This window comes from Streptomyces sp. CB02923, assembly GCF_001905005.1.
In the GTDB taxonomy this organism is placed as follows: Bacteria; Actinomycetota; Actinomycetes; order Streptomycetales; family Streptomycetaceae; genus Streptomyces.
Map to the genome: position 1 here is coordinate 176,660 of NZ_LWKZ01000028.1, position 22,495 is coordinate 199,154.

The following is a 22,495-nucleotide window of genomic DNA, read 5'->3' on the forward strand; positions in this document are numbered from 1 at the left end:
TCCGGATTGCCTCACTCGTGCAGCCTGCGCCCGCACACCGGCCACGGGCTCGCCCCCCGGCTGATGTAGAGCTTCTTGGCGCGGTAGGTCTGTTCCCTGGCCGGTGCGTCCTGCGGCCGCCCGTTGCCGCCGAGGCCGCGCCAGGTGCCGGAGTCGAACTGGTAGAGGCCGCCGTATGTGCCGGACGCGTCGACGGCGTCGGCGCGTCCGCCCGCCTCGCACTGGGCGAGCGCGTCCCAGTCGAGGTGGTCGGCGCCGTCGACGCTCATCGGCATCGGCCTGGTGCCGACGTGCACGATCCGGTCGCGCGGCTCGCGGACGACTTCCGAGCCGACCTTCTTCGGTTTCTGCTGGACGCCGTTGACCGTGCGTACCTCGTAGGTGAGGCGCCGTACGCCGGGCTGTCCCTGGCGGATCACCGTCTCGGTGCCCTTGAAGATCGTCGGGTCGGCCTTCTTGACCGTCTCGAACGGGATGGTCACCTCGCGGACCTTCTCGGCGCCGGTGATCCGCAGGACGGAGACGGTCTGCCCGTCGCGGGGGAAGGACTCGGGCGCCACGGAGGTGGTGTCCTCGCCGCGCAGCACGATGCCTGCCTGGTCGAGCGCTTCGCGGACGGTGGCGGCGTTGGTGCGGACGGTGTGTTCGCGGCCGTCGGCGACGAAGGCGACGCTGCGCTCGGTGCGGACGTCGAGGTCGAGGCCGTTGCGGCCGATGCGCCGGGCGGGGCCGGTGGACAGGTGGGCGCCTTCGGCGCGGACGCCGAGCTGGCGCAGTGCGCCGCCGACGGTCTCGGCGGTCGTCCAGACCTGGCGCCGTTCGCCGTCGAGGGTGAGGCGGACCGGCCGTCCGTAGCGGACGGTGATCTCGTCGCCGCTGGTCAGCGCGGCGTCGGCGGCGGGTTCGACGAGGTCGTGCGCGCCGACTTCGACGTCCTCGTCGGCGAGCAGGTCGCCGACGTCGGCGGCGAAGGTGTGCAGGGTGCGGGGTTCGCCGTCGACGTCGATGCGGACGGCCTTGTCGTGGGCGATGAACGCGGAGGTGCCGCCGGCGAGGAAGGCCACGACGAGGGCCTGCGGGAGCAGGCGGCGGCGGGTCTCGGTGCCGTCGGTGCCGCGGCGGTCCGCGGCGTTGGGCCGGCCGGTCATGCCGCGGCGGTGGGCGGTGCCGCGGGCGGCGCGGCGGGCGGCGGCCCGGCCGCCGGTGCGGGGGGAAGGGACACCGGCGAGGTCGTCGCGCAGCGGGACCAGCGGCCCTTGGTGCGGCACGCGTCCCGGTGGTGTCTGGGGGGCGTCGGGCGCGGGGGGCTCCCACGCCTCTGCCTCACCGGTCCCCGCGTGTCTCCCCGGTGCTTCCTGCGCCGGTGACGGCGACTGTGCCTGCGCCTGCGCCGGAGGCACCGGGTACACCGGGGACGGCGGCCCGTATCCGGTGCGGCTGTCCCGCGCCGGTTCGTGGCGCTCGTGGCGTTCGGACGTCCCGTACGGGCCGTACGTCTCGTACACGTCGTACGGCCCGTACTCGCCGTACGCGCTGTATGCCCCGTACTCGCCGTGCTCCCTGTACTCGCCGTACGACGCGTACCTCCCGTACGGGTCGGGGTTCTCGACGGCTGCGTCGCGCGGCGGCTCGGTGCTCGGTCCGTATCCGCCGTGCGCGACGTGGTGGCTGCCCTGCGAATGAGTCACGACGCTCCACGTGCCACGGGTCCGGGTTGTGGGGCCGGAATGTAGCGGAGTGACGGTGACTCTCCAAAGCGGACCCGCTACACAGTGTCGCCGCGCTATTGTGTCGCGCCCGCGTCCGGGGGACGGTCAGCAGGCGAAGGCGCGCGCCGTGTTCGCGGCCACGGCGGTGGCCAGCGCGTCCTCCGTCATTCCCTTGACGGCGGCCATGGCCCGCAGCGTGACCGGAATGAGATACGGGGCGTTAGGCCGTCCGCGGTACGGGGCCGGGGTGAGGAAGGGGGCGTCGGTCTCGACGAGCACCAGTTCGGGCGGGGCGACGGCGAGCGCGTCGCGCAGCGGCTGGGCGTTCTTGAAGGTGACGTTGCCCGCGAAGGACATGAAGTAGCCGGCCTCGGCGCAGATCTTGGCCATCTCCGCGTCGCCCGAGTAGCAGTGGAAGACGACGGTGTCCGGCGCGCCCTCTTCGCGCAGGATCCGCAACACGTCGTCGTGGGCCTCGCGGTCGTGGATGACCAGGGCCTTGCCGTGCCGCTTGGCGATCTCGATGTGGGCGCGGAAGGAGCGCTGCTGGGCGGCCATGCCGTCGGGGCCGGTACGGAAGTGGTCCAGGCCGGTCTCGCCGACGCCGCGGACGTGCGGCAGTGCCGCCAGGGCGTCGATCTCGGCGAGCGCGGCGTCGAGGGCGGCGTCGCCGCCCGGCTCCCGGGCACCTTGCCGCGACCAGCCTCCCCCAGCCCTGGGGGGCTGGGAGGTGCCCCCAGGATCACCCAGAACGATGCGGGGCGCCTCGTTCGGGTGCAGCGCGACCGTCGCGTGCACGGCCTCGTGCGCGGCGGCCGTCTCGGCGGCCCAGCGCGAGCCGTTCACGTCGCAGCCCACCTGGATCACGGTGGTGACGCCTACGGAGGCGGCCTTGGCCAAGGCCTCCGTGACCGTGTCGGTGGGGGCCTCTCCCATCGGTAGCTGGGGGAGCATGTCGAGATGCGTGTGCGAGTCCGCGACCGGCACCCGAAGCGGTTCGGGCAGCGGCGGCGGCGCGTCCTTGGTCGTCCTGCTCATGGCCGCGATCCTACGAGGGCCGGGTGAACACCACTCCTTCCGGAGGCCCGCCCCGGCGGGACCGCGGCCGCCGGCTCACCTGTGGTGGTGCTGGAAGAGGTGCAGCAGGTCGGCGAGGTGCCAGTGGTGGCGTTCGCGGCGGCCGTCCGCCGTGGCGCCGCCGGCGGCGGGCTCGCCCTGCTGCGGCACGGTTCCCGCGCCCGCGCCCGCGTGGCCTTCGGCGGCGCCCGCCGAGGGCTGCTCGTACAGACCGGCCATCGCCTTGGAGACCATCGAGACCTGTCCGGCCCGCATGATGCGCACGACGTGGCCGTCGCAGTTCCGGCAGGTGGGGCGGGTCAGGGGGGAAGGCACGCGCTCGCCGTCCGCGTGGTACACACAGTGCGCGCGCCCGTCCGCGTCGACGTGGTGCCATATTTCGTACGACTGCTCCCAGCCGTGACCGCAGCCCATGCACGCGAAGGCGTAGGCCTCGTGTGCCGGAGGGTCCATCCGGGGGGTGGGGTGGGCGCCGGTGGTGGTACCCGGCGTACGCGCGATGTCACTCATAGCCGCTCCTCTTGCCCGCTGGACAAGGTCTCCGGGGACGAACGTCCCACCTCCCAGTGGACGCCTTTCCCGGCGGTGGCGCAGCAAGGCCTCCTACCTGTTGGCCCAGATTTGGCGGGGTGTAGAGAATCGGCCCCGCTGCGCGGCCCACGTTTTACCTTCCAGGCTAGTCATTTACCTTCCGCCGGACCCGTTCGCGCCGCATTCTTTGCCGCCACGACGGCATCGAACACCTCGCGCTTGGGCAGTCCGGTCTCGGCGGCGACGGCGGCGATGGCCTCCTTGCGGCGCTCTCCGGCCTCTTCCCTGACGTGTACGCGACGGACGAGCTCGTCGGGGCCGAGGTCCTGCGGGCCGGTTTCCGGGGCGCCCTCGACGACGATGGTGATCTCGCCGCGTACGCCGTCCGCCGCCCACGCGGCCAGTTCCTCCAGCGGCCCGCGCCGTACCTCCTCGTACGTCTTGGTCAGCTCGCGGCAGACCGCGGCGCGGCGGTCGGCGCCGAAGACCCCGGTCATGTCGGCGAGGGTGTCGTCGAGGCGGTGCGGTGCCTCGAAGTAGACGAGGGTGCGGCGCTCGTCGGCGACCTCGCGCAGCCGGGAGCGGCGTTCGCCGCCCTTGCGGGGCAGGAAGCCCTCGAAGCAGAAGCGGTCCACGGGCAGGCCGGAGACGGCGAGCGCGGTGAGCACCGCGCTGGGGCCCGGCACCGCGGTGACCTTGATGCCGCGCTCGACGGCGGCGGCGACCAGCCGGTAGCCGGGGTCGGAGACGGAGGGCATCCCGGCGTCGGTGACGAGCAGGACGCGGGCACCCGCTTCGAGGGCGTCGGCGAGTTCGGGGGTGCGGGCCGCCTCGTTGCCCTCGAAGTACGACACGACGCGGCCGGTCGTGTGCACGCCGAGCGCCTGGGTCAGGCGGCGCAGCCGCCGGGTGTCCTCGGCGGCGATCACCTCGGCCGCCGCCAGTTCGGCGGCGAGCCGCGGCGGGGCGTCCGCGACGTCGCCGATGGGCGTCCCTGCAAGTACCAGCGTTCCAGTCACGCCCCCATCCTCCCAGCCGTACGGCGCGGCGCGTTCCGGTGGCGGCGGCCGCACGCGGACCACCGGCCCCGTACGCCCCGCCCGTACCGGTGTACGCCCCGCCCGTACCGGTCGCGAGGGCGCGGCCGCGCGGCCCCCATGTCCCGCACAGGCCGCTTCCCTACGATGGGCCGGTGACGAGTGACACCGCGACAGACGCAGACCGCGCCGAGGAGCCCGCCGGGCAGCAGCCCCGCCGGTGGCAGCGCAGACTGCGCCGGTTCGGCTACGCCGGGCAGCCGCAGGCCGACGCCCGCGAGCGGCTGGTGCCGCCGTTCCCCGCACCGGGGACGCGGGTGTGGTCGGTGCTGGGCCTGGGCCCGGCGACCGCCGCCCGGCTGGCGCGCTGGTCGGGCTGGGGCGGTCCGCTGCTGGTCGCGCTCTTCGCGGGCCTGCTGCGGTTCTGGAACCTGGGCAGCCCGGCGAAGGTGATATTCGACGAGACGTACTACCCCAAGGACGCCTGGTCGCTGCTCCAGTACGGGTACGAGGGGACCTGGGCGAAGAACGCCAACGACGCGCTGGTGGCCCACCCCCCGGAGATCCTGCTCTCGCCCGAGCACTCCTACGTCGTCCATCCGCCGCTGGGCAAGTGGATGATCGCGCTGGGCGAGTGGGCGTTCGGGATGAACCCCTTCGGCTGGCGGTTCACGGTCGCGCTGCTCGGCACGCTGTCGGTGCTGATGATCTGCCGGATCGGCCGCCGGCTGATGCGCTCCACGGCGCTGGGCTGCCTGGCGGGCGTCCTGCTGGCGGTGGACGGGCTGCACTTCGTGATGAGCCGTACCGCGCTGCTGGACCTCATCGTGATGTTCTGGGTGGTGGCGGCGTTCGGCTGCCTGCTGGTGGACCGGGACCGCACCCGGGCGCGGCTGGCGGCGGCGCTGCCGGTCGGTACGGACGGGCTGGCGCGGCCGGACGCCGGGGTGGGTGACCGGCTGCGGCTGGGGTGGCGGCCGTGGCGGCTGGCGGCCGGGGTGTGCCTGGGCCTGTCCGCCGCGAGCAAGTGGAACGGCCTGTACTACCTGGCGGCGTTCGCCGTCCTGTCGGTGCTGTGGGACGTGGCGTCGCGGCGCACCGCGGGCGCCCGGCACCCCGTACGCGCGGTGCTGCGCCGGGACCTGGTGCCCGCGTTCTTCTCGACCGCGGTGGCGGGCATGGCCGCGTACCTGGTGACGTGGACCGGCTGGATCGTCACCAAGGGCGGCTACCACCGCGACTGGGCCACCGCCACGCCGGAGGGCCGGGCGGGCGGCTGGCAGTGGCTGCCGGACTGGCTGCGCAGCCTGTGGCACTACGAGACGGAGGTCTACGACTTCCACAAGGGCCTGTCCACGCCGCACACCTACCAGTCCAACCCCTGGAGCTGGCTGGTGCAGGGCCGTCCCGTCTCGTACTTCTACGAGGACCCCAAGATGGGGCAGGACGGGTGCAAGGCGGCCGAGGGCTGTGCACGGGAAGTGCTCGCGCTGGGTACTCCCCTGCTGTGGTGGGCGGGCTGTTTCGCGATCCTGTACGTGCTCTACCGCTGGGTGTTCAAGCGGGACTGGCGGGCGGGCGCCATCGCCTGCGGCATCGCCGCGGGTCTGCTGCCCTGGTTCCTGTACCAGGACCGGACGATCTTCCTGTTCTACGCGGTGGTGTTCGTGCCGTTCGTGTGCCTGGCGCTGGCCATGATGACCGGCGCGATCCTGGGCCCGCCGGGGTCGAGCGAGCGGCGGCGCGCGGTCGGCGCGGTGGGAGCCGGGGTACTCGTCCTGCTGATCGTCTGGAACTTCATCTACTTCTACCCGCTCTACACGGGGCAGCCGATCCCCAAGAGCGCCTGGCACAACCGCATGTGGTTCGACACCTGGGTCTAGGGCACGACACGGCCGGGACCCGTATGCCGAAAGCGCCGTCCGCACAAGGACGGCGGTCATACTTGGCCTCCATCGAACGATGCCGGTCAATGCCGATCGCCGCCTCCGGGCCCGGGCGGCCGAGGAGGGACCGTAATTGAGCACGCCGAAACTCGTGTACGTCATCGAGCACAACAAGCCGGAACAGGTCCAGGACCACGGTGCGCTGCGCACCGTCGCGCCCGCGTGCAAGGAGCTGGCCCTCGCGGCGTTCCTCGACATCGAGCAGGCCAGGGAGGAGGCCGAGATCTGGGCCGAGCGGGAGCACTACCCGGACCTGACCTGGCAGGAGACCAACAACCCGCTCCTCGGTGACGCGACGGGCCTCCAGGCCGAGACGGAGATCGACGGGCAGAAGGCCACGGTGTTCCGCGTCACCGCGGTCGAGGTGGTCCCCCCGCAGCACTGGCAGCACCGGCCGTCCCGTCAGCAGCCGCCCGCCTGAGGCGCCGACGGCGCCGCCCGCGGCACAGGGCCGAGAGACACCCCCGCACCCCGTGTCCCATAGAGTGCGCTGCACGTTCTTGTGTGCGTGCTGAAGAACGAGGATTCGGGAGGGGATCGGTGACATGCGCCGTGAGGTGAGGTACGGGCTGATCGGCGGGGCGGTGGCCCTGGTCCTGGGCGGCGTCGGCGGCTACACGCTGCTCGGCGGCTCCGGTGACGGCGGGGCCCAGGAGGTCCGCACGGCCCGGGACGGCAAGCCCGGCGGCGGGGCGCCCGAGGTGGAGTCCGGTCCGCTGTCCGCCGGGGAAGTGACCGGCACCGCGGGGAAGTTCCTCGACGCCTGGAAGGCGGGCGCAGCCGACCGGGCCGCGGCCCTCACGGACGACGCGAAGGCGGCCGCCGCCGGTCTGGCCGCGTACCCGGAGCAGACCCACTTCACGGACCTGACGTTCACGCCGGGCAAGGCCACCGGCGACAAGGTCGCCTACACGGTCGCCGCCCAGATCTCGTACAAGGGCATGAAGGCGCCGTACTCGTACGGCACTTCACTGACCGTCAAGCGCGACAAGGAGACCGGCGAGCCGCGTGTCGCCTGGGCGCCGGGCATCCTGCACCCGCAGCTGGGCAAGGGCGACGTGCTGCGGACCGGCGAGGCCGAGGCGCCCCCGATCAAGGCCGTGGACCGCAACGGCGCCGAGCTGACCAAGGAAGCGCACCCGGCGCTGGCCGGGGTGCTGGACAGCCTGCGCGACAAGTACGGCAAGAAGACGGACGGCAAGCCCGGCGTGGAGCTGTCCATCCACCGGGCCGCCGGCGACAAGGCGACCCAGAAGCCCGACGAGACGCTGAAGGTGCTCTCCAAGGGCAAGCCGGGCACCCTGAAGACCACCCTGGACGCCACGGTGCAGGCGGCGGCGGAGAAGGCCGTCAAGGGCAAGCCGAAGGCGTCCGCGGTCGCCGTCAAGCCGAGCACCGGCGAGATCCTGGCCATCGCCAACTCGCCGGAGAAGGGCTTCAACACGGCCACGCAGGGCTCGCTGGCACCCGGCTCGACGATGAAGGTCGTGACGGCCTCGATGCTCATCGACAAGGGGCTGACGGCGCCGGGCAAGCCGCACCCGTGCGAGAAGTTCGTGACGGTCGGCGGCTGGAAGTTCCAGAACCTGAACAAGACCGAGATCAAGAACGGCACCTTCGCCCAGAGCTTCGCCGCGTCCTGCAACAACGCGTTCATCGCCATGGCTCCCAAGCTCAAGGACGACGACCTGACGCAGCAGGCCCGCGACGTCTTCGGCATCGGCCTGAACTGGCAGACCGGCATCCCGACCTTCGACGGCGCGGTGCCGGTGCAGAGCGACGCGCAGATGGCCGCCTCGCTGATCGGGCAGGGCGGGGTGCGGATGAACCCGCTGACCGTCGCCTCGGTCGCGGCGACGGTGCGGACCGGCGGCTTCCACCAGCCGTACATCGTCGCGCCCTCGCTGGACGGCCGCGCCCTGGCCAAGGCCCCGCGCGCGATGAAGCCGGCCACCGCGTCCGCGCTGAAGTCGCTGATGAAGCTGACCGCCACGTCCGGCACGGCGGCGGAGGCGATGGCCGGGCTCAGCGGTGACGTCGGCGCGAAGACCGGCTCGGCGGAGGTCGACGGGCAGGAGAAGCCGAACGCCTGGTTCACCGCCTACCGCGGGGACGTCGCGGCGGCGGCGGTCGTCCCGGCCAGCGGCCACGGCGGCTCGAACGCCGGGCCGGTCGTCCGCTCGATCCTCTCGGCAGGCTGAGGCCCCCGCCTCGGCCCCGGGCCGGGAGGCCCGGCCCCGGGGTGATCTCGCACACCCCGCCCTCTCCCACCATCGCGTGGCCCGTACAGCTACAGCTAGCGTGCGGGCCATGCGCCATTCTCCGTACGGTTGTGAAGCCACCCGCCCACCGGCCTCCGGCGCCGCCACCGGGCCCTGGGCCCCGTACGCCCGGAGCGGGGCGGCCGGCCCGCGTGAGCGGACCGCATGAGCCCCCTGGTCGTCGCCGCGGTGCTGGTCGCCGCCGTCACGCACGCCGGGTGGAACGCGATTGCCCACCACATCAAGGACCAGCTGATCGCCTTCACGCTGGTCGGCGGCGGCGGCGCGGTCTGCGGAGCGGTGCTGGCCTGCTTCGCGCCGCTGCCCGCGGCCGGCGCCTGGCTCCCGCTCGCCGCCTCCGCCGTGCTGCACATCGTCTACCAGGTGCTGCTGATGCAGTCCTTCCGGCTGGGCGAGTTCGGGCAGATGTACCCCATCGCGCGGGGCACCGCGCCGCTCGTCGTCACGGTCCTGGCCGCCGTCTTCGTCGGGGAGCTGCCCGACGCCTGGGCCCTGGCCGGCGTCGCGCTCGCCTCGGCGGGCCTGGTCGGCGTCGCGCTGTGGGGCATCCGCGGCTCCGGTACGAAGCCGCACTGGCCGGCCATCGTCGCCGCCCTCGCCACCGGGCTGGCCATCGCCTCGTACACGACGGTGGACGGCGTCGGCGTCCGCGCCTCCGGCACGCCGATCGGCTACATCGCCTGGCTGATGATCCTCGAAGGCGTCGCGATCCCCGCGTACGCGCTGGTCACCCGCCGCCGCCTGCTGCTCACCCAGCTCCGCCCGGTGGCCCTGCGCGGCGCGGCCGGCGGCGTCCTGTCCGTCTTCGCCTACGGCCTGGTCCTGTGGGCCCAGACCCGGGCCCACCTGGCGCCGATCGCCGCGCTGCGCGAATCCTCGATCATCGTCGGCGCCGCCATCGGCACCCTGTTCTTCAAGGAACGTTTCGGCGCGCCACGCCTCGCGGCCGCCGGGCTGATGGTCGCGGGGATCGCCCTGATGCTGCACTAGCTGCACCTGAGGCGGGGCCCGGGTCAGCGGACCGGGTCACCGGCCCGGGTCACCGGCCCGGGTCACCGGCCCGGGTCACCGGCCCGGGTCACCGGCCCGGGTCACCGCGCAGTGCCCGGGTCAGTTCCGTGTTGGCGAGCAGGATGCCGCCGTCGACCGGGAGCGTGACGCCGGTGATCCAGGCGGCGTCGGAGGAGGCCAGGAAGGCCACGGCCGCGGCGATGTCGTCGGGGCGGCCGACGCGGCCCAGGGGGTAGGCGGCCGCGGCGCGTTCCAGTACGTCGGGGCGGTCTCCCCAGTTGGGCGTGTCGACCGTGCCCGGCGCGACCAGGTTGACGCGTACGCCCCGCCCGGCCGCCTCGCCCGCGAGCGTACGGGTGAGGGAGGCCAGGCCCGCCTTGGCGGCGCTGTAGGCGTGGTTGCCGAAGTCCTGCTCGCCGTTGACCGAGCCGACGCTGACGATCGCGCCGCGGCCGCCGGCGGCGGCCAGGTGGGGCAGTGCGGCGCGGGCGCAGCGGAAGGCGCCGCCGAGGGTGATGTCCAGGTCACCGGCCCAGTCCTCGTCCCGCTGGTCCTCGAAGAGCGGGGTGTCGGGCGTGCACCGGCAGGCGTTGTTGACGAGTACGTCGAGGCCGCCGAAGCGGTGCGCGGCGTGGGCGACGGCCGCCTCGACGGCGGCGCGGTCGGCGACGTCGCAGGCGAGTGCCTCGGCGGTGCCGCCGCCGTCGCGTACGCCCGCGCTCTCGCGGATGCGGGCGGCCGCCTTCTCGGCCCGGTCCCCGTCCAGGTCGGTGACCAGGACCCGTGCTCCCTCGGCGGCCAGCCGCCGGGCGGTGGCCTCGCCGATGCCCCGGCCGGCGCCGGTGATCAGGACGCGGTAGCCGTCGAATCGCCTCATACGCCCAGCCTGACGCACGAGTCCCGCGAGCAACAGACCTCGGGCGGCGGGTGCCCCGGGTCCGGCTGCGCGCGCCTCAGGCTTCGAGCGCGGCCCGCAGCCCCCGTACCAGGGCCTGGGCCCGCGGGTCGGCCGTCACGTTCTGCTGCATCCCGTTGGTGACGTAGCCGAGGGCCGTGCCGGACTCGGGGTCGGCGAAGGCCAGGCAGCCGCCGCGGCCGGGGTGGCCGAAGGAGCCGGGGGCCAGCAGCGGCGAGGCGGGGCCGTGCAGCATGTGGCCGAGGCCGAAGCGGGTGTTGACGATCAGGGTGCGGTCGGGTCCGGCCGACTCCTCCGTGCGGGCCAGGGTGAGCGTGGCGGGCGCGAAGAGGCGGGGGTGGCCGTCGACGGGGCCGATGAGCGCCGCGTAGCAGCGGGCCAGGGCGCGGGCGGTGGCGATGCCGTTGGAGGCGGGGAGTTCGGCGGCGCGGTAGGCGTCGGCGTTCTCGTCGGGGGCCGGGGTGATGGCGCCGAAGGCGCGCCGGGTGAGGGAGGCGGGGTCGCGGTAGGCGTCGGTGACGTTGCGCTTGGGGCGGACGCGCAGCCCGGCCGCGGCGGGCGGGGCCGGTGCCTCGACGTCGGCCAGGCGGCCGGTGCGGGCGCGCGCGTCGGCGGGTGCGCCGACCCACAGTTCCAGGCCGAGGGGTCCGGATATCTCGTCGGCGATCCAGGTGCCGATGGTGCGGCCGGTGACCCGTCGTACCAGTTCGGCCAGCAGCCAGCTGTACGTCTGGGCGTGATAGCCGTGCTCGGCGCCCGGGGTCCAGGCGGGGGCCTGGGCGGCGAGGGCGGCGGGGCCGCTGACCCCGTCGATGGCCTGCTCCGGGGTGAGCGGGGTGTCCAGGACGGACAGTCCGGCGCGGTGCGAGAGGAGGTGGCGGACCAGGACGCGTTCCTTGCCGGCGGCCTTGAACTCGGGCCAGTACGTGCCGACGGGGGCGTCCAGGTCGAGCAGGCCGCGCTGGTGCAGCAGGAGCGGGACGATGGCGGCGACGCCCTTGGTGGCGGAGCGGACGACCTGGGCGGTGTCCGCCTCCCAGGGTGCGCCGTCCTCGGCGCCGTCGGCGTCCCTGCTGCCGCCCCACAGGTCGACGATCTTGCGCCCGTGCCGGTAGACGGCGACAGCCGCGCCGCGCTCGCCGCGCTGCGCGAAGTTGGCCGCAAAGGCGTCCCGGACCGGCTCGAAGCCGTCCGCGACCGTGCCCTGGACGTCCACCACTGTTTCCCGCTTCCCACTCATCCGTCGCGTTTGTGACCTATCAATGGTGCAACGCGCGGATCAGTGCTGGTGACCAGGGGCGGCGGCGGACGCGGTGTGCGGGGGTGCCGTCAGGGCGTGGGGATCGTCACAGAGCGCGGATCGAAACCGAAGGGGAGTTCGAGCCGGTGTGCGGTCATGAGGTCCGTGTCGCCCAGCAGATCCTGGGTGGGGCCGTCGGCGGCGATGACGCCGCCGGACAGCACGAGGGCGCGCGGGCACAGTTCGAGCGCGTACGGCAGGTCGTGCGTGACCATCAGCACCGTCACGTCCAACGCCCGCAGGATGTCCGCGAGTTCGCGGCGCGAGGCGGGGTCGAGGTTGGACGACGGCTCGTCCAGGACGAGGATTTCCGGGCGCATCGCGAGGACGGTGGCGACCGCGACCCGGCGGCGCTGCCCGAAGGAGAGGTGGTGCGGCGGGCGGTCGGCGTAGTCCGTCATGCCGACCCGGCCGAGGGCCTCGGTGACCCGCGCCGCCAGTTCGGCGCCGCGCAGCCCGGCCGCGGCGGGTCCGAAGGCGACGTCCTCGCGGACGGTGGGCATGAACAGCTGGTCGTCGGGGTCCTGGAAGACGATGCCGACGCGGCGGCGGATCTCGGCGAGGTGGCGCCGGGTGACGGGCAGCCCGGCGACCGTGACCGTGCCGGCGCCGGGCGCGAGGATGCCGTTCAGGTGCAGGACGAGGGTGGTCTTGCCGGCGCCGTTGGGGCCGAGCAGCGCGACCCGCTCGCCGCGGGCCACGGTCAGGTCGACGCCGAAGAGGGCCTGGTGGCCGTCGGGGTAGGCGTAGGCGAGTCCGGCGACTTCCAGGGAGGGCGCCGGGGGCGGTACGGGCGCGGTGGCGCGCGTGGTCACGGGGCTGTTCAAAGGTTCCATCCCAGCAGGCATACGGCGAGGGCGGCGGCGGGCAGGGCGGCGGCGCGGGTCCACTGGGCGCCGGTCGCGGCGGCGGCGTCCGGTACGGGCAGGGTGCCCGTGTAGCCGCGGCTGACCATGGCGAGGTGGACGCGTTCGCCGCGTTCGTAGGAGCGGATGAACAGGGCTCCGGCGGACTTGGCGAGGACGCCCCAGTGGCGTACGCCGCGCGCCTCGAAGCCGCGGGAGAGGCGGGCGATGCGCATCCGGCGCAGCTCGTCGGCGATGACGTCGCCGTACCGGATCATGAAGGAGGCGATCTGGACGAGCAGCGGCGGCATCCGCAGCCGTTGCAGGCCGAGCAGCAGGCCGCGCAGGTCGGTGGTGGCGGCGAGGAGGACGGAGGCGGCGACGCCCAGGGTGCCCTTGGCGAGGATGTTCCAGGCGCCCCAGAGTCCGGGCTCGCTCAGCGCCGTCCCCAGGATGTGGACGCGCGGCCCGGTGGCGACGAACGGCATCAGCACGGCGAAGGCCACGAACGGTACCTCGATGAGCAGCCGCTTGAGCAGGAATCCGGCGGGCACCCGGGCCGCCGTGGCGACCGCGGCGAGCAGCAGCGCGTACAGGGCGAAGGACGGGACGGCGGTGCGCGGGGTGGCGACGACGGTCAGGACGAAGCAGAGCACGGCCGCGATCTTGCAGTGCGGCGGCAGGGCGTGCACGGGCGAGTGTCCGTGCCGGTAGAGCTTGTGGGTGTGCCCGGCGCTCATGTCAGGCCGATTCCGGCGTGTGCCGCTGCGGCGGTACGGCGTCCCCGGCCGTGCCCCCGGCCGCGTCCCGGGCCGTGCCCCCGGCCGTGCCCCCGGCCGCCTCTCCGGCCGTGTCCCGGGCCGCATCCCCGGTCGCCTCTCCGGCCGCGTCCCGGGCCGCGCCGCGTCGGCGCCGTACGACGACGAAGACGCCGGTGCCGACGGCGAGCGTCGCGCCCACCCCGATCACCCCTGCCAGCCCGCCGGAGATCCGGGGGTTCGCGATGTCCCGGACGCTGTAGTCGGCCAGTGGCGAGTCCTTCGCGGCGTGCTCCTCGGCCTTGGCGTCGATGCCCTGGTCCTGGGCGACCTTCTCCAGGCCGTCCGGGCTGCTGGAGGCGTAGTAGCTGACGCCGCCCGCGCAGATCAGCGCGGCGGCGACGCCGGCCAGCCAGACGCGGCGGGTGGAGCGGCGGGCGGCGGCGGGCAGCGGTGCGCCGCCCGCCGCGTCGCCCGCCGCGTCCTCGCCGGGCCGTGGCGCCTCGGCGGGTTCCGGCTCCCCCGCTGCCGCCGCGGGTCCGGCCAAGGGGGAAGTCCGCAGCTGGAGCGGCTTGGCCAGCCCACGCGCCCCGTGGACGAGGTCGGGGCGCACGGCGAGGACCGCACCGACGGTGAGTGCGGTGATGGCGGCCTCGCCGATGCCGATGAGGACGTGTACGCCGGTCATCGCCGCGAAGACGGTGCCGATCGGTACGTGGGTGGTGCCGCCCAGCGCGTACAGGCCGGTGAAGGCGACGGCGGCGGCCGGTACGGAGACCACGGCGGCCACGAAGGAGGCGGCCATGACCGTGCGGCGGCCGCGCGGCAGGACCTTGACCAGGCCGCGGAAGATCCCGTACGCGACGACGGTGGTCACCACCGCCATGTCGGTGATGTTGACGCCGAGTGCGGTCAGCCCGCCGTCCGCGAACAGCACGGCCTGCATCAGCAGGACGACCGAGACGCAGAGCACGCCGGTGTACGGGCCGACGAGGATCGCGGCCAGCGCGCCGCCCAGCAGGTGGCCGCTGGTCCCGGCGGCGACGGGGAAGTTGAGCATCTGCACGGCGAAGATGAAGGCGGCGACCAGTCCGGCGAGCGGTGCGGTGCGTTCGGCGCCGAGTGCGGCGTGCGGACCGTGGCCGCCCAGTTCGCGGCGGGCGCCGCGCAGGCTGACCGCGACGGCGGCAGCGGCGAGGACGCCGGTGGCGGCCGAGACGGGGGCGTCGATGAATCCGTCGGGTACGTGCATGAGGGTCTCCGCTCAGCCGCGCAACCCTTTCATCGTGGCCGTACTGCAAACGGGTCGCAAGAGCGCCTGGGACGCGAAACGGCAACGGCGCGTCACCCCCACAGCAGCAAAAGGTGGCGAAGCGGGGCATTGGCACAAAGGCTTGGTGGCATGACCACGGCCGCCGCGCACGCCCCCGCCCCCGAAGCGCGGAGCACTCCGCCCGCGCTCAGCCGCCGCCGTACCAACCTCGTCTTCACCACGATCGTGCTCGGCATGCTGCTGGCCGCCCTGGACCAGACGATCGTGTCCACCGCGCTGCCCACGATCGTGGCGGACCTGGGCGGCGGCGGGCACATGGCGTGGGTGGTGACGGCGTACCTGCTGGCGGAGACCGTCGCGACGGTGCTGGTCGGCAAGTTCGGCGACCTCTTCGGCCGGAAGATCATCTTTCAGGTCAGCGCGGTGGTCTTCGTCGGCGGCTCGATCCTGGCCGGGGCCTCGACCTCGATGCTGATGCTGGTCGCGGCCCGCGCCGTGCAGGGCATCGGCGGCGGCGGGCTGATGGTGACGGCGATGGCGCTGATCGCGGACGTCATCCCGCTGCGCGAACGCGGCAAGTACCAGGGCGCACTGGGCGCCGTCTTCGGTGTGACGACGGTCGTCGGGCCCACGCTGGGCGGCCTGTTCACCGACCACGCCTCCTGGCGCTGGTGCTTCTACGTCAACATCCCCATCGCGATCGTCATGGTCGTCATGGCGGCGCGTACGGTCCCCGTCGTACGCGCCGCGATCCGCCCGGTGATCGACTACATCGGCATCGTGCTGATCGCGCTGGGCGCCTCCGGCCTGGTGCTCGGCCTGGAGTGGGGCGGCAACGAGTACGCCTGGGGCTCGCCCGTCATCATCGGCCTGTTCGTGGGGTCGGTGCTGCTGCTGGCGGCCTTCGTCTTCGTGGAGCTGCGGGCCAAGGAACCCATGCTCCCCATGCACCTGTTCCGCAACCCGGTCTTCACGGTCTGCTCGGTGCTCAGCTTCATCGTCGGCTTCGCGATGCTCGGCGCGATGACGTACCTGCCGACGTACCTCCAGTTCGTCGACGGCGTCTCGGCGACGATGTCGGGCGTCCGGACCCTCCCGATGGTCGCCGGACTGCTCGGCACCTCCATGCTCTCCGGCGTCGTCGTCAGCCGCACCGGCCGCTACCGGATCTTCCCCATCGTCGGTACGGGCGTGATGGCGCTGGGCCTGTACCTGATGTCGACCATGGGCGCGAGCACCGGCCCCTGGCTCGAATCGCTGTACATGTTCGTGCTCGGCCTCGGCATCGGGCTGGCGATGCAGGTCCTGACCATCGCCGTACAGAACACCGTCAACTACCACGAGCTGGGCTCGGCGACCTCCGGAGTGACCTTCTTCCGTACCCTCGGCTCGTCCTTCGGCACCGCCGTCTTCGGCACGCTCTACAGCAACCGTCTCGACCCCAACCTGAAGGCGGCCCTGGCGAAGTCGCCGGGCGTACCACCGGAGGCAGCGGCCAGCCCGCAGGCGCTGCACAGGCTGCCCGCCGCCCAGGCCCGACCCATGATCGACGCGTACGCCGACACCGTCAACCACGTCTTCCAGTGGGTGGTGCCGGTCGCGCTGGCCGGGTTCGTGGTGGCCTGGTTCCTCAAGGAGGTGCCGCTGCGCGACAGCGCGCGGGCGGCGGCGGGCGATCTCGGCGAGGGTTTCGCCGCACCCGACTCCACCGATTCCGACCAGCAGTTGGAGCGCGCGGTGGCCCGGGTGATGCGCAAGGCGGAAGGCCCGGTGAGCCTGGAGGTACTGGCCGCGTCCGGCAGCCCCCTCACCCCCGGCCAGGCATGGGCACTGGGCCAGATCCACTGGCGTACGCGCATCCACGGCGAGACCTCGCTCACCGCCATCGCCCAGGCCCACCGGATGCCGGACGAGGTACTGGAGCCCATCTTCACGCGGGCGGTGTCCGCCGGATACGCACGCTACGAGGACGACGGCCGCCTGGCACCGACCGAGGCAGGCCGCACCGAAACCGACCGGCTGATCGTGGCCTGGCGCGAATGGCTCGACGAACGCCTGGAAGGCTGGACCGCCGACGACCCGGAAGACCGCGCCCGCCTGGCCCGCGCCCTCGACAACATGGCAGCACGCCTGCTGGACGAGGACACCTCACACCGGGAGCGCACCGCGGTCTGAACCCCCGGCACGCACCGAGGCCACCCGGGACCCCGGACGCGGCCCCCTACCCAAGCCCACCGAGCCGGCCCGCGGCCACGGCAGAAACAAACGCGGCCAGCCGCCCGCGGCTGAACTGCAACGCGGGCCCGCTCGGGTCCTTACTGTCCCGTACGGCCACTGTGTGGGCGTCGACTATGCCGCATTCGACGCACTGCGCTCCGCTGTCGCTGTACGTGGACTTCCACCACGCCACGGGAAGGGCGGAAGCGTCGTCAACGTGGCTCATGTGTTCTTCCTTATCTCTGTGATCAGGTCCGCCGACGCCCCGACCGGGAGCGCGGCGGAGGTAAGCCGCTGCCAGGCGTCCCGGTGAGCCGCCACCTTGTCAGGTTCCTCGATGTACAGGGCCGAGGTCAGCCCCTCGGTATGAACGACGTCAAGGTCGACATGCGAGCCGAACCCCAGCACCGAGAAACTGCCCAGTTGCCCAACGTGCAACGTCGCGTCGGCAGGTAGCACCTGTACATTCACGTTCGCTCGCCTGCCCAGGGCGAGCAGTCGGCCCAACTGCTCGTACATCAAGCCTTCGACCTCGGAAGCCGAGCTCAGGGCCTGCTCGGAGATGATGGCCCACAAAGCGAGTGGGTCCTCGCGGGTGAGCACCGCCTGGCGAGCGAGGCGCACCTCCACCAAAGCATCGACGCGTGCCTCGACCGCCTCGGTCATCGCCGTCGCGCGGATGATCTCGCGGGCGTACTCGCCGGTCTGAAGCAGGCCCGGGACCACACCCAACTGCCACGAAGACACCGTTTCGGCCTCGGCCTCAAGACTGATCAAGTCCTCGTACACAGGCGTCAGAACACCCCGGTACGAGTGCCACCAACCACGCTGACCGCCCTCTTTCGTGAGCAACAGCAGTGCGGCGCGCAGCTCTTCGCTCACCTCGCGGCCCAGCTCGGCGTACAGGTCGAGCAGCGCCTCCACATCCTTGGCTTTGGCTGCCGTCTTGGCCGTCTCGACCCGGGAGACCTTCGAGGAGACGAACCGGCCGCCGGATTTCTCGGCGAGTTGGTCGAGCGTGAGGTCACCCCGCAAAGCACGCAGCTTCGCACCGAGGCGCCGACGGCGCACAGTGGGTGCGCTCACATCTTCCCCCTCCTGTCCGGTGTTCTGTTCTGCCCGACAGTCTGCCGTGCTCCGTCATCGGCTGTCACCCGCGCGCTATGCACCTGACGCCTCTTTCCCACGTACGAGTGCAATTTTTCATTCCAGCTCGCCCGGCCTTGCCGAGCGTATCGATGCGAGAGCACTCTGTGCAGCGAAATGCGATCGGCCCATCGGCGTATGGCTCCATCACTCCGTACGCCATGGCGAATTCCCGTGAGGGGACTTGCATGATCGAACGATGGCAGGAGCACCAATCCGCCTGCTGTGCAACAGACATGGGGCCTCCGTCAGTTCTGGTCTTGGCGGGAGAGCCACAATCAGCAAAAGCCGCGCGCCAGTTCGTACGTGCGTACGTTGGTTACCACGTACAGGGCGTATCCGCGGAACACATCGACCGGGTCACCCTCGTGACGTCGGAGCTGGTCACCAATTCCATCCGCTACGGCACCGAACCGGGCGATTCCCTGCGCATCGTGCTCGACGCCGACGGCGGCCGTACGCGTATCGAGGTGCACGACCCCGTTCGCCGCCGCCCGCGCGTCAGACCCGAATCCGAAGAGCGCAGCCGCGGGCGCGGCCTGCTCGTCCTCGATGCCCTGTGCCCCGGCAGGTGGGGCATCTACGACATCGCACTCGGCAAATCCGTCTGGGCCGAGGTGAAAGCATGACCACGCCCGACACCGCGGCGCCGCCCGGCCCCGGAATGCGCTGGGGCACCACGTACCACGTCTGAACCGCCGACACGCAGAGGTGCGACTCCCCCGTTCTGATCACCTCGGGGTGTGCCCGCTCGGCCGCGCAGGCACGTCGCGGCTGCATGTCCCCGGGCCTGGTCCGCCGCTACGAGGCTCGGGGGCAGGCAGCCGGGCGCGTTCTGGACCGACACCCCGGACAGGGTTAGGTTGCCAGGGCAACCATCCGCCCGTGGAAGGAGCCGGTGACCGTGACCACAGCCGTGCAGGGCATCTGTGCCCCGGAGTTCGAGAACGTACGGGCCGAGTTCGAGCGGAACTTCGCCGAGCGCGGTGAAGTGGGCGCGTCGGTCGCGGTGAAACGGGACGGCGAGTTCGTCGTCGATCTGTGGGGCGGGGACGCCGATGCCGCGGGTACACGGGCGTGGGAGCGTGACACGCTCGTCAACGTCTACTCGACGAGCAAGGGGATGACCGCCCTGTGCGCCCATCTGCTCGTCGACCGCGGCGAGTTGGATCTGGACGCGCCGGTCTCCCGCTACTGGCCGGAGTTCGCGCAGGCCGGGAAGGGGGACGTGCCGGTGCGCTGGCTGCTCTCCCACCGGGTGGGGCTGCTCGGTCCGCGGGAGCGGCTGACGCCCGAGGACGTGTACGACTGGGAGAAGACCTGCGCGGTCCTGGCCGCCACCGAACCGTGGTGGGAGCCGGGTACGGCGCAGGGTTACCACGCCGTCAGCTTCGGCTTCCTGGTCGGCGAGGTCGTACGCCGCGTCACCGGCGTCTCGCTCGGCACCTTCCTGCGTACGGAGATCACCGAACCCCTCGGCGCGGACCTCTACATCGGCACCCCCGCCGCGGAGCACGGCCGCTGCGCCCAGCTGATCGTCCCGGAGGGCGGCTCCCTGCGCAGCCTGTACTCGGAGCTGCTGGCGGACGGGCCGGTGCGGTCGCTGGACGCCGCCCCCTTGGCGCCGCTGGCGATTGCCATGGGCCATCTGCCGACGGGCGACGTGAACAGCGCCGCCTGCCGTTCGGCCGAGATCCCCGCCGCCAACGGCAACGCCACCGCCCGCGGCCTGGCGGAGGTGTACGGAGCCCTCGTCGACGGCAAAATCGTCGGCGCCGGCACCCTCGCCGCCCTGCGGGAGCCCCAGGGCCGGCCCGGAGAACCGGATGTGGTGCTCAGCGCCACCGCGCCGAACGGCCTGCCGTTCTCCTGGGGCTGCGGCTACATGCTCAACACGGGCGGCTACCTGGGCCCCAACAAGGGCGCCTTCGGGCACGGCGGCGCGGGCGGCTCGTTCGCCTTCGCCGACCCGGAGAACCGGCTGTCGTACGCGTACGCCATGAACAAGTTCGGGGGCGGCACGACGGGCGGCGACCCCCGCAACTTCGCGCTGGTGGAAGCGGTGTACGCGGCGGCGGGGCCGGCCGGGCGCACCGGCTGAGACGGAGCCGGGCGGCGGGCCCGTTCCGTACGGGCCCGCCGCCGGGCTTTCGTCGCGCCGCCCCGTCCCCACGGGGCAGCGCGGCCGGGGCGGCCGCACCGCTCACGCGGCCGCCCCGGGGATCGTCACACCTTGGTGAGTTCGGGCTGTTCGGCCGGCTCGGGCGTGAGGTGCTTCTGGAGTTGTTCGCCCTCGACGTCGACGTTGGGCAGGGCGCGCTGGAGCCACTTGGGCAGCCACCAGGCCGCGCGGCCGAGGAGTGCGAGGACGGCGGGGACGAGGGCCATGCGGACCACGAACGCGTCGAAGAAGACGGCGACGGCGAGCCCGAAGCCGATCATCTTGATCATGGATTCGGAGGAGCCGATGAAGCCCGCGAAGACCGAGATCATGATGACCGCGGCGGCCGTGACCACCCGCGCGCCGTGCCGGAAGCCGGTGACGACGGCCTGTCCCGGGCGTTCCCCGTGGACGTACGCCTCGCGCATCCGCGTGACGAGGAAGACCTCGTAGTCCATGGCGAGTCCGAAGACCACGCCCACCATGAAGATCGGCATCATGCTCATGACCGGGCCGGTCTGTTCGACGCCGAACAGGCCGGACAGCCAGCCCCACTGGAAGACCGCGACCACCGCGCCGAGCGCCGCGACGACCGAGAGCAGGAAGCCGAGGGCTGCCTTCAGGGGCACCAGGACCGAGCGGAAGACGACCATCAGGAGCAGGAAGGCCAGGCCGACCACCAGCGCCAGGTAGGGCAGCAGGGCGTCGTTGAGCTTCTCGGAGACGTCGATGTTCATCGCGGTGGTGCCGGTGACCAGGGCCCGCGCGTCGGCGTCCCGCGCCGCGTCGCCCGCCTTGCCGCGGATCTCGTGGACCAGGTCCTCGGTCTCGGTGCTGCTCGGCTTGGACTTCGGTACGACGCTGAGCATCGCCGTGTCCCCGGCCTGGTTGAAGGTGGGCGGGGTGACGGCCGCGACGCCGTCCAGCTTGGCGACGGTCCCGGCGACCCGCGACGCCGCCGCCTTCGGGTCGTTGCTGCCCTGTCCGTCCACGACCAGCATCAGCGGGCCGTTGAAACCGGGGCCGAAGCCGTCGGAGAGCAGGTCGTACGCCTTGCGCTGGGTGGTGCTGGTGGGCTGGGCTCCGTCGTCCGGCAGGCCCATCTCCAGCGAGCTCGCGGGGACGGCGATGACGCCCAGGCCGACGACTCCGGCGAGCAGTACGGCGACCGGGCGCCGCAGTACGAAGCGCGCCCAGCGGGTGCCCATGTTGGGCTTGCCGCCCTCGGCCTCCCCCACGGCCGGTACGCCCTTGCGTGCCTTGCGGCTCAGCACCCGCTTGCCCGCGAAGCCGAGCAGCGCGGGGATGAGGGTCAGGGCGACGAGGACGGCGATGACGACCGTGCCGGCCGCCGCGATGCCCATCTTGGTGAGCATCGGGATGTTGACCACCGACAGGCCCACGAGCGCGATGACGACGGTGAGTCCGGCGAAGACCACGGCGGACCCGGCGGTGCCGGTCGCGCGCCCGGCGGCCTCCTCGCGTTCGCGGCCCTCGGCCAGTTCGGAGCGGTAGCGGGAGACGATGAACAGCGCGTAGTCGATGCCGACGGCGAGGCCGATCATCATGGCGAGGGTGGACGTCGTACTGGACAGGTCCAGGACGCTGCCGAGCGCGGTGATGGACGAGACGCCGATGCCCACGCCGATCAGCGCGGTCAGCAGCGGCAGGCCGGCGGCTATCAGCGCGCCGAAGGTGATGACGAGGACGACGGCGGAGATGACGATGCCGATGATCTCGGTGGCGCCGGTCTCCGGCATGGCCTGGAGCGCGTTGCCGCCGATCTCGACGGTCAGCCCGGCGTCCCGGCCGTGCTGGGCCGCTTCCTTGAGCGCGTCGCGCGCGTCGTCCTTCAGCTCGAAGCCGTTGACCTTGTAGGTGACCTGCGCGTAGGCGATTTTGCCGTCCTGGGCCACGCCCTTGGCCAGGTACGGGTCGGAGACCGAGGCGACCTGCGGCGAGGAGGACTTCAGCTCGCCGACGACCTTCTCGACGGCTTCCTTCTGTGCCGGTGCGGTCACCTGCTGCCCGTCGGGCGCCTTGAAGACCACGCGCGCGGTGGCGCCGTCCGCCTTGGTGCCGGGGAAGCGCTCGCCCAGCAGGTCGAAGGTCTTCTGCGATTCGGTCCCCGGTACGGAGAAGGAGTCGGCGGCGGGCGAGGACGCGGTGGCGGCGCCGACTCCGGCGACGGCCAGCAGCGCCACCCATATGAGGGCGACGAAGCGGCGTCGCCTGAAGGCGAACCGTCCGAGTTTGTAGAGGAATGTAGCCACGAGAAGGGGCGCT

General features: G+C 72.6%; 19 protein-coding genes. 7 read left to right on the forward strand and 12 right to left on the reverse strand.

The window, feature by feature from the left end:
* Nucleotides 1–11 precede the first annotated feature (11 nt).
* From A6A06_RS38855 to rsmI, 4 genes are all read right to left on the reverse strand, one after another.
* Nucleotides 12–1,688, reverse strand: a complete 1,677-nt coding sequence (locus tag A6A06_RS38855) for a resuscitation-promoting factor (RefSeq protein ID WP_199931422.1) — start codon at nt 1,686–1,688, stop codon at nt 12–14.
* A 126-nt stretch (nt 1,689–1,814) separates the two neighbouring features.
* Complete coding sequence (locus A6A06_RS38860) at nt 1,815–2,747, reverse strand: TatD family hydrolase (RefSeq protein WP_073768704.1); 933 nt, start codon at nt 2,745–2,747, stop codon at nt 1,815–1,817.
* Between the two features lie 75 nt (nt 2,748–2,822).
* A complete protein-coding gene (locus A6A06_RS38865; RefSeq protein WP_073768706.1) occupies nt 2,823–3,296 on the reverse strand; it encodes a hypothetical protein in 474 nt (157 codons plus the stop codon).
* Between the two features lie 170 nt (nt 3,297–3,466).
* Complete coding sequence (gene rsmI / locus A6A06_RS38870) at nt 3,467–4,336, reverse strand: 16S rRNA (cytidine(1402)-2'-O)-methyltransferase (protein WP_073768708.1); 870 nt, start codon at nt 4,334–4,336, stop codon at nt 3,467–3,469.
* Between the two features lie 173 nt (nt 4,337–4,509).
* Here rsmI and A6A06_RS38875 point away from each other — a divergent pair, with 173 nt between their 5' ends.
* The 4 genes from A6A06_RS38875 to A6A06_RS38890 all read left to right on the forward strand — a co-directional run bounded on the left by A6A06_RS38875 (nt 4,510) and on the right by A6A06_RS38890 (nt 9,572).
* Nucleotides 4,510–6,237: a dolichyl-phosphate-mannose--protein mannosyltransferase gene (locus tag A6A06_RS38875; RefSeq protein WP_073768710.1), complete on the forward strand. Its 1,728-nt coding sequence runs from the start codon at nt 4,510–4,512 to the stop codon at nt 6,235–6,237.
* Nucleotides 6,238–6,373: 136 nt separating this feature from the next.
* Entirely contained in the window at nt 6,374–6,721 is a 348-nt protein-coding gene (locus tag A6A06_RS38880; RefSeq protein WP_199931423.1) for a hypothetical protein, read from the forward strand.
* A 124-nt stretch (nt 6,722–6,845) separates the two neighbouring features.
* Nucleotides 6,846–8,501, forward strand: a complete 1,656-nt coding sequence (locus A6A06_RS38885) for a penicillin-binding transpeptidase domain-containing protein (protein WP_073768714.1) — start codon at nt 6,846–6,848, stop codon at nt 8,499–8,501.
* 225 nt (nt 8,502–8,726) lie between these two features.
* A complete protein-coding gene (locus A6A06_RS38890; RefSeq protein ID WP_073768716.1) occupies nt 8,727–9,572 on the forward strand; it encodes an EamA family transporter in 846 nt (281 codons plus the stop codon).
* A gap of 88 nt (nt 9,573–9,660) precedes the next feature.
* Here A6A06_RS38890 and A6A06_RS38895 read toward each other — a convergent pair whose 3' ends face one another.
* From A6A06_RS38895 to A6A06_RS38915, 5 genes are all read right to left on the reverse strand, one after another.
* On the reverse strand, nt 9,661–10,470 hold the full coding sequence (locus A6A06_RS38895; protein WP_073768718.1) for an SDR family NAD(P)-dependent oxidoreductase: 810 nt from the start codon (nt 10,468–10,470) through the stop codon (nt 9,661–9,663).
* 76 nt (nt 10,471–10,546) lie between these two features.
* Nucleotides 10,547–11,749, reverse strand: coding sequence for a serine hydrolase domain-containing protein (locus tag A6A06_RS38900; protein WP_073768720.1), 1,203 nt, complete (start codon nt 11,747–11,749; stop codon nt 10,547–10,549).
* Between the two features lie 89 nt (nt 11,750–11,838).
* The gene (locus tag A6A06_RS38905; protein WP_073768722.1) at nt 11,839–12,645 is read right to left on the reverse strand and encodes an energy-coupling factor ABC transporter ATP-binding protein; all 807 of its coding nucleotides are present in this window, start codon (nt 12,643–12,645) and stop codon (nt 11,839–11,841) included.
* Complete coding sequence (gene cbiQ, locus A6A06_RS38910; protein ID WP_073768724.1) at nt 12,633–13,394, reverse strand: cobalt ECF transporter T component CbiQ; 762 nt, start codon at nt 13,392–13,394, stop codon at nt 12,633–12,635. The genes A6A06_RS38905 and cbiQ overlap by 13 nt, the downstream gene beginning before the upstream one ends.
* A 1-nt stretch (nt 13,395) precedes the next feature.
* A complete protein-coding gene (locus tag A6A06_RS38915; protein WP_079194645.1) occupies nt 13,396–14,664 on the reverse strand; it encodes an energy-coupling factor ABC transporter permease in 1,269 nt (422 codons plus the stop codon).
* 150 nt (nt 14,665–14,814) lie between these two features.
* On the opposite strand from A6A06_RS38915, the gene A6A06_RS38920 reads away from it, so the two are divergent.
* A complete protein-coding gene (locus tag A6A06_RS38920) occupies nt 14,815–16,860 on the forward strand; it encodes an MFS transporter (RefSeq protein ID WP_073768726.1) in 2,046 nt (681 codons plus the stop codon).
* A 46-nt stretch (nt 16,861–16,906) separates the two neighbouring features.
* Here A6A06_RS38920 and A6A06_RS38925 read toward each other — a convergent pair whose 3' ends face one another.
* On the reverse strand, nt 16,907–17,128 hold the full coding sequence (locus A6A06_RS38925; RefSeq protein WP_073768728.1) for a DUF397 domain-containing protein: 222 nt from the start codon (nt 17,126–17,128) through the stop codon (nt 16,907–16,909).
* A complete protein-coding gene (locus A6A06_RS38930; protein WP_073768730.1) occupies nt 17,125–17,988 on the reverse strand; it encodes a DUF5753 domain-containing protein in 864 nt (287 codons plus the stop codon). Before A6A06_RS38930 ends, A6A06_RS38925 begins: the two co-directional genes overlap by 4 nt.
* 248 nt (nt 17,989–18,236) lie before the next feature.
* Between A6A06_RS38930 and A6A06_RS38935 the strand changes: the two genes are divergently transcribed.
* Entirely contained in the window at nt 18,237–18,677 is a 441-nt protein-coding gene (locus A6A06_RS38935) for an ATP-binding protein (protein WP_073768732.1), read from the forward strand.
* Between the two features lie 269 nt (nt 18,678–18,946).
* Complete coding sequence (locus A6A06_RS38940) at nt 18,947–20,149, forward strand: serine hydrolase domain-containing protein (RefSeq protein ID WP_073768734.1); 1,203 nt, start codon at nt 18,947–18,949, stop codon at nt 20,147–20,149.
* 125 nt (nt 20,150–20,274) lie between these two features.
* Here the strand turns inward: A6A06_RS38940 and A6A06_RS38945 are convergent, their stop codons facing one another.
* Entirely contained in the window at nt 20,275–22,482 is a 2,208-nt protein-coding gene (locus tag A6A06_RS38945) for an MMPL family transporter (RefSeq protein ID WP_073768736.1), read from the reverse strand.
* Nucleotides 22,483–22,495: the final 13 nt, after the last annotated feature.

Coding starts and splice junctions, on each gene's coding strand:
- A6A06_RS38920 (WP_073768726.1), top strand. CDS start 14,815: ATGACCACGGCCGCCGCGCACGCCCCCGCCCCCGAAGCGCGGAGCACT.
- A6A06_RS38885 (WP_073768714.1), top strand. CDS start 6,846: ATGCGCCGTGAGGTGAGGTACGGGCTGATCGGCGGGGCGGTGGCCCTG.
- A6A06_RS38895 (WP_073768718.1), bottom strand. CDS start 10,470: ATGAGGCGATTCGACGGCTACCGCGTCCTGATCACCGGCGCCGGCCGG.
- cbiQ (WP_073768724.1), bottom strand. CDS start 13,394: ATGAGCGCCGGGCACACCCACAAGCTCTACCGGCACGGACACTCGCCC.
- A6A06_RS38900 (WP_073768720.1), bottom strand. CDS start 11,749: ATGAGTGGGAAGCGGGAAACAGTGGTGGACGTCCAGGGCACGGTCGCG.
- A6A06_RS38915 (WP_079194645.1), bottom strand. CDS start 14,664: ATGCACGTACCCGACGGATTCATCGACGCCCCCGTCTCGGCCGCCACC.
- A6A06_RS38890 (WP_073768716.1), top strand. CDS start 8,727: ATGAGCCCCCTGGTCGTCGCCGCGGTGCTGGTCGCCGCCGTCACGCAC.
- A6A06_RS38905 (WP_073768722.1), bottom strand. CDS start 12,645: ATGGAACCTTTGAACAGCCCCGTGACCACGCGCGCCACCGCGCCCGTA.
- A6A06_RS38935 (WP_073768732.1), top strand. CDS start 18,237: ATGATCGAACGATGGCAGGAGCACCAATCCGCCTGCTGTGCAACAGAC.
- A6A06_RS38865 (WP_073768706.1), bottom strand. CDS start 3,296: ATGAGTGACATCGCGCGTACGCCGGGTACCACCACCGGCGCCCACCCC.
- A6A06_RS38860 (WP_073768704.1), bottom strand. CDS start 2,747: ATGAGCAGGACGACCAAGGACGCGCCGCCGCCGCTGCCCGAACCGCTT.
- A6A06_RS38925 (WP_073768728.1), bottom strand. CDS start 17,128: ATGAGCCACGTTGACGACGCTTCCGCCCTTCCCGTGGCGTGGTGGAAG.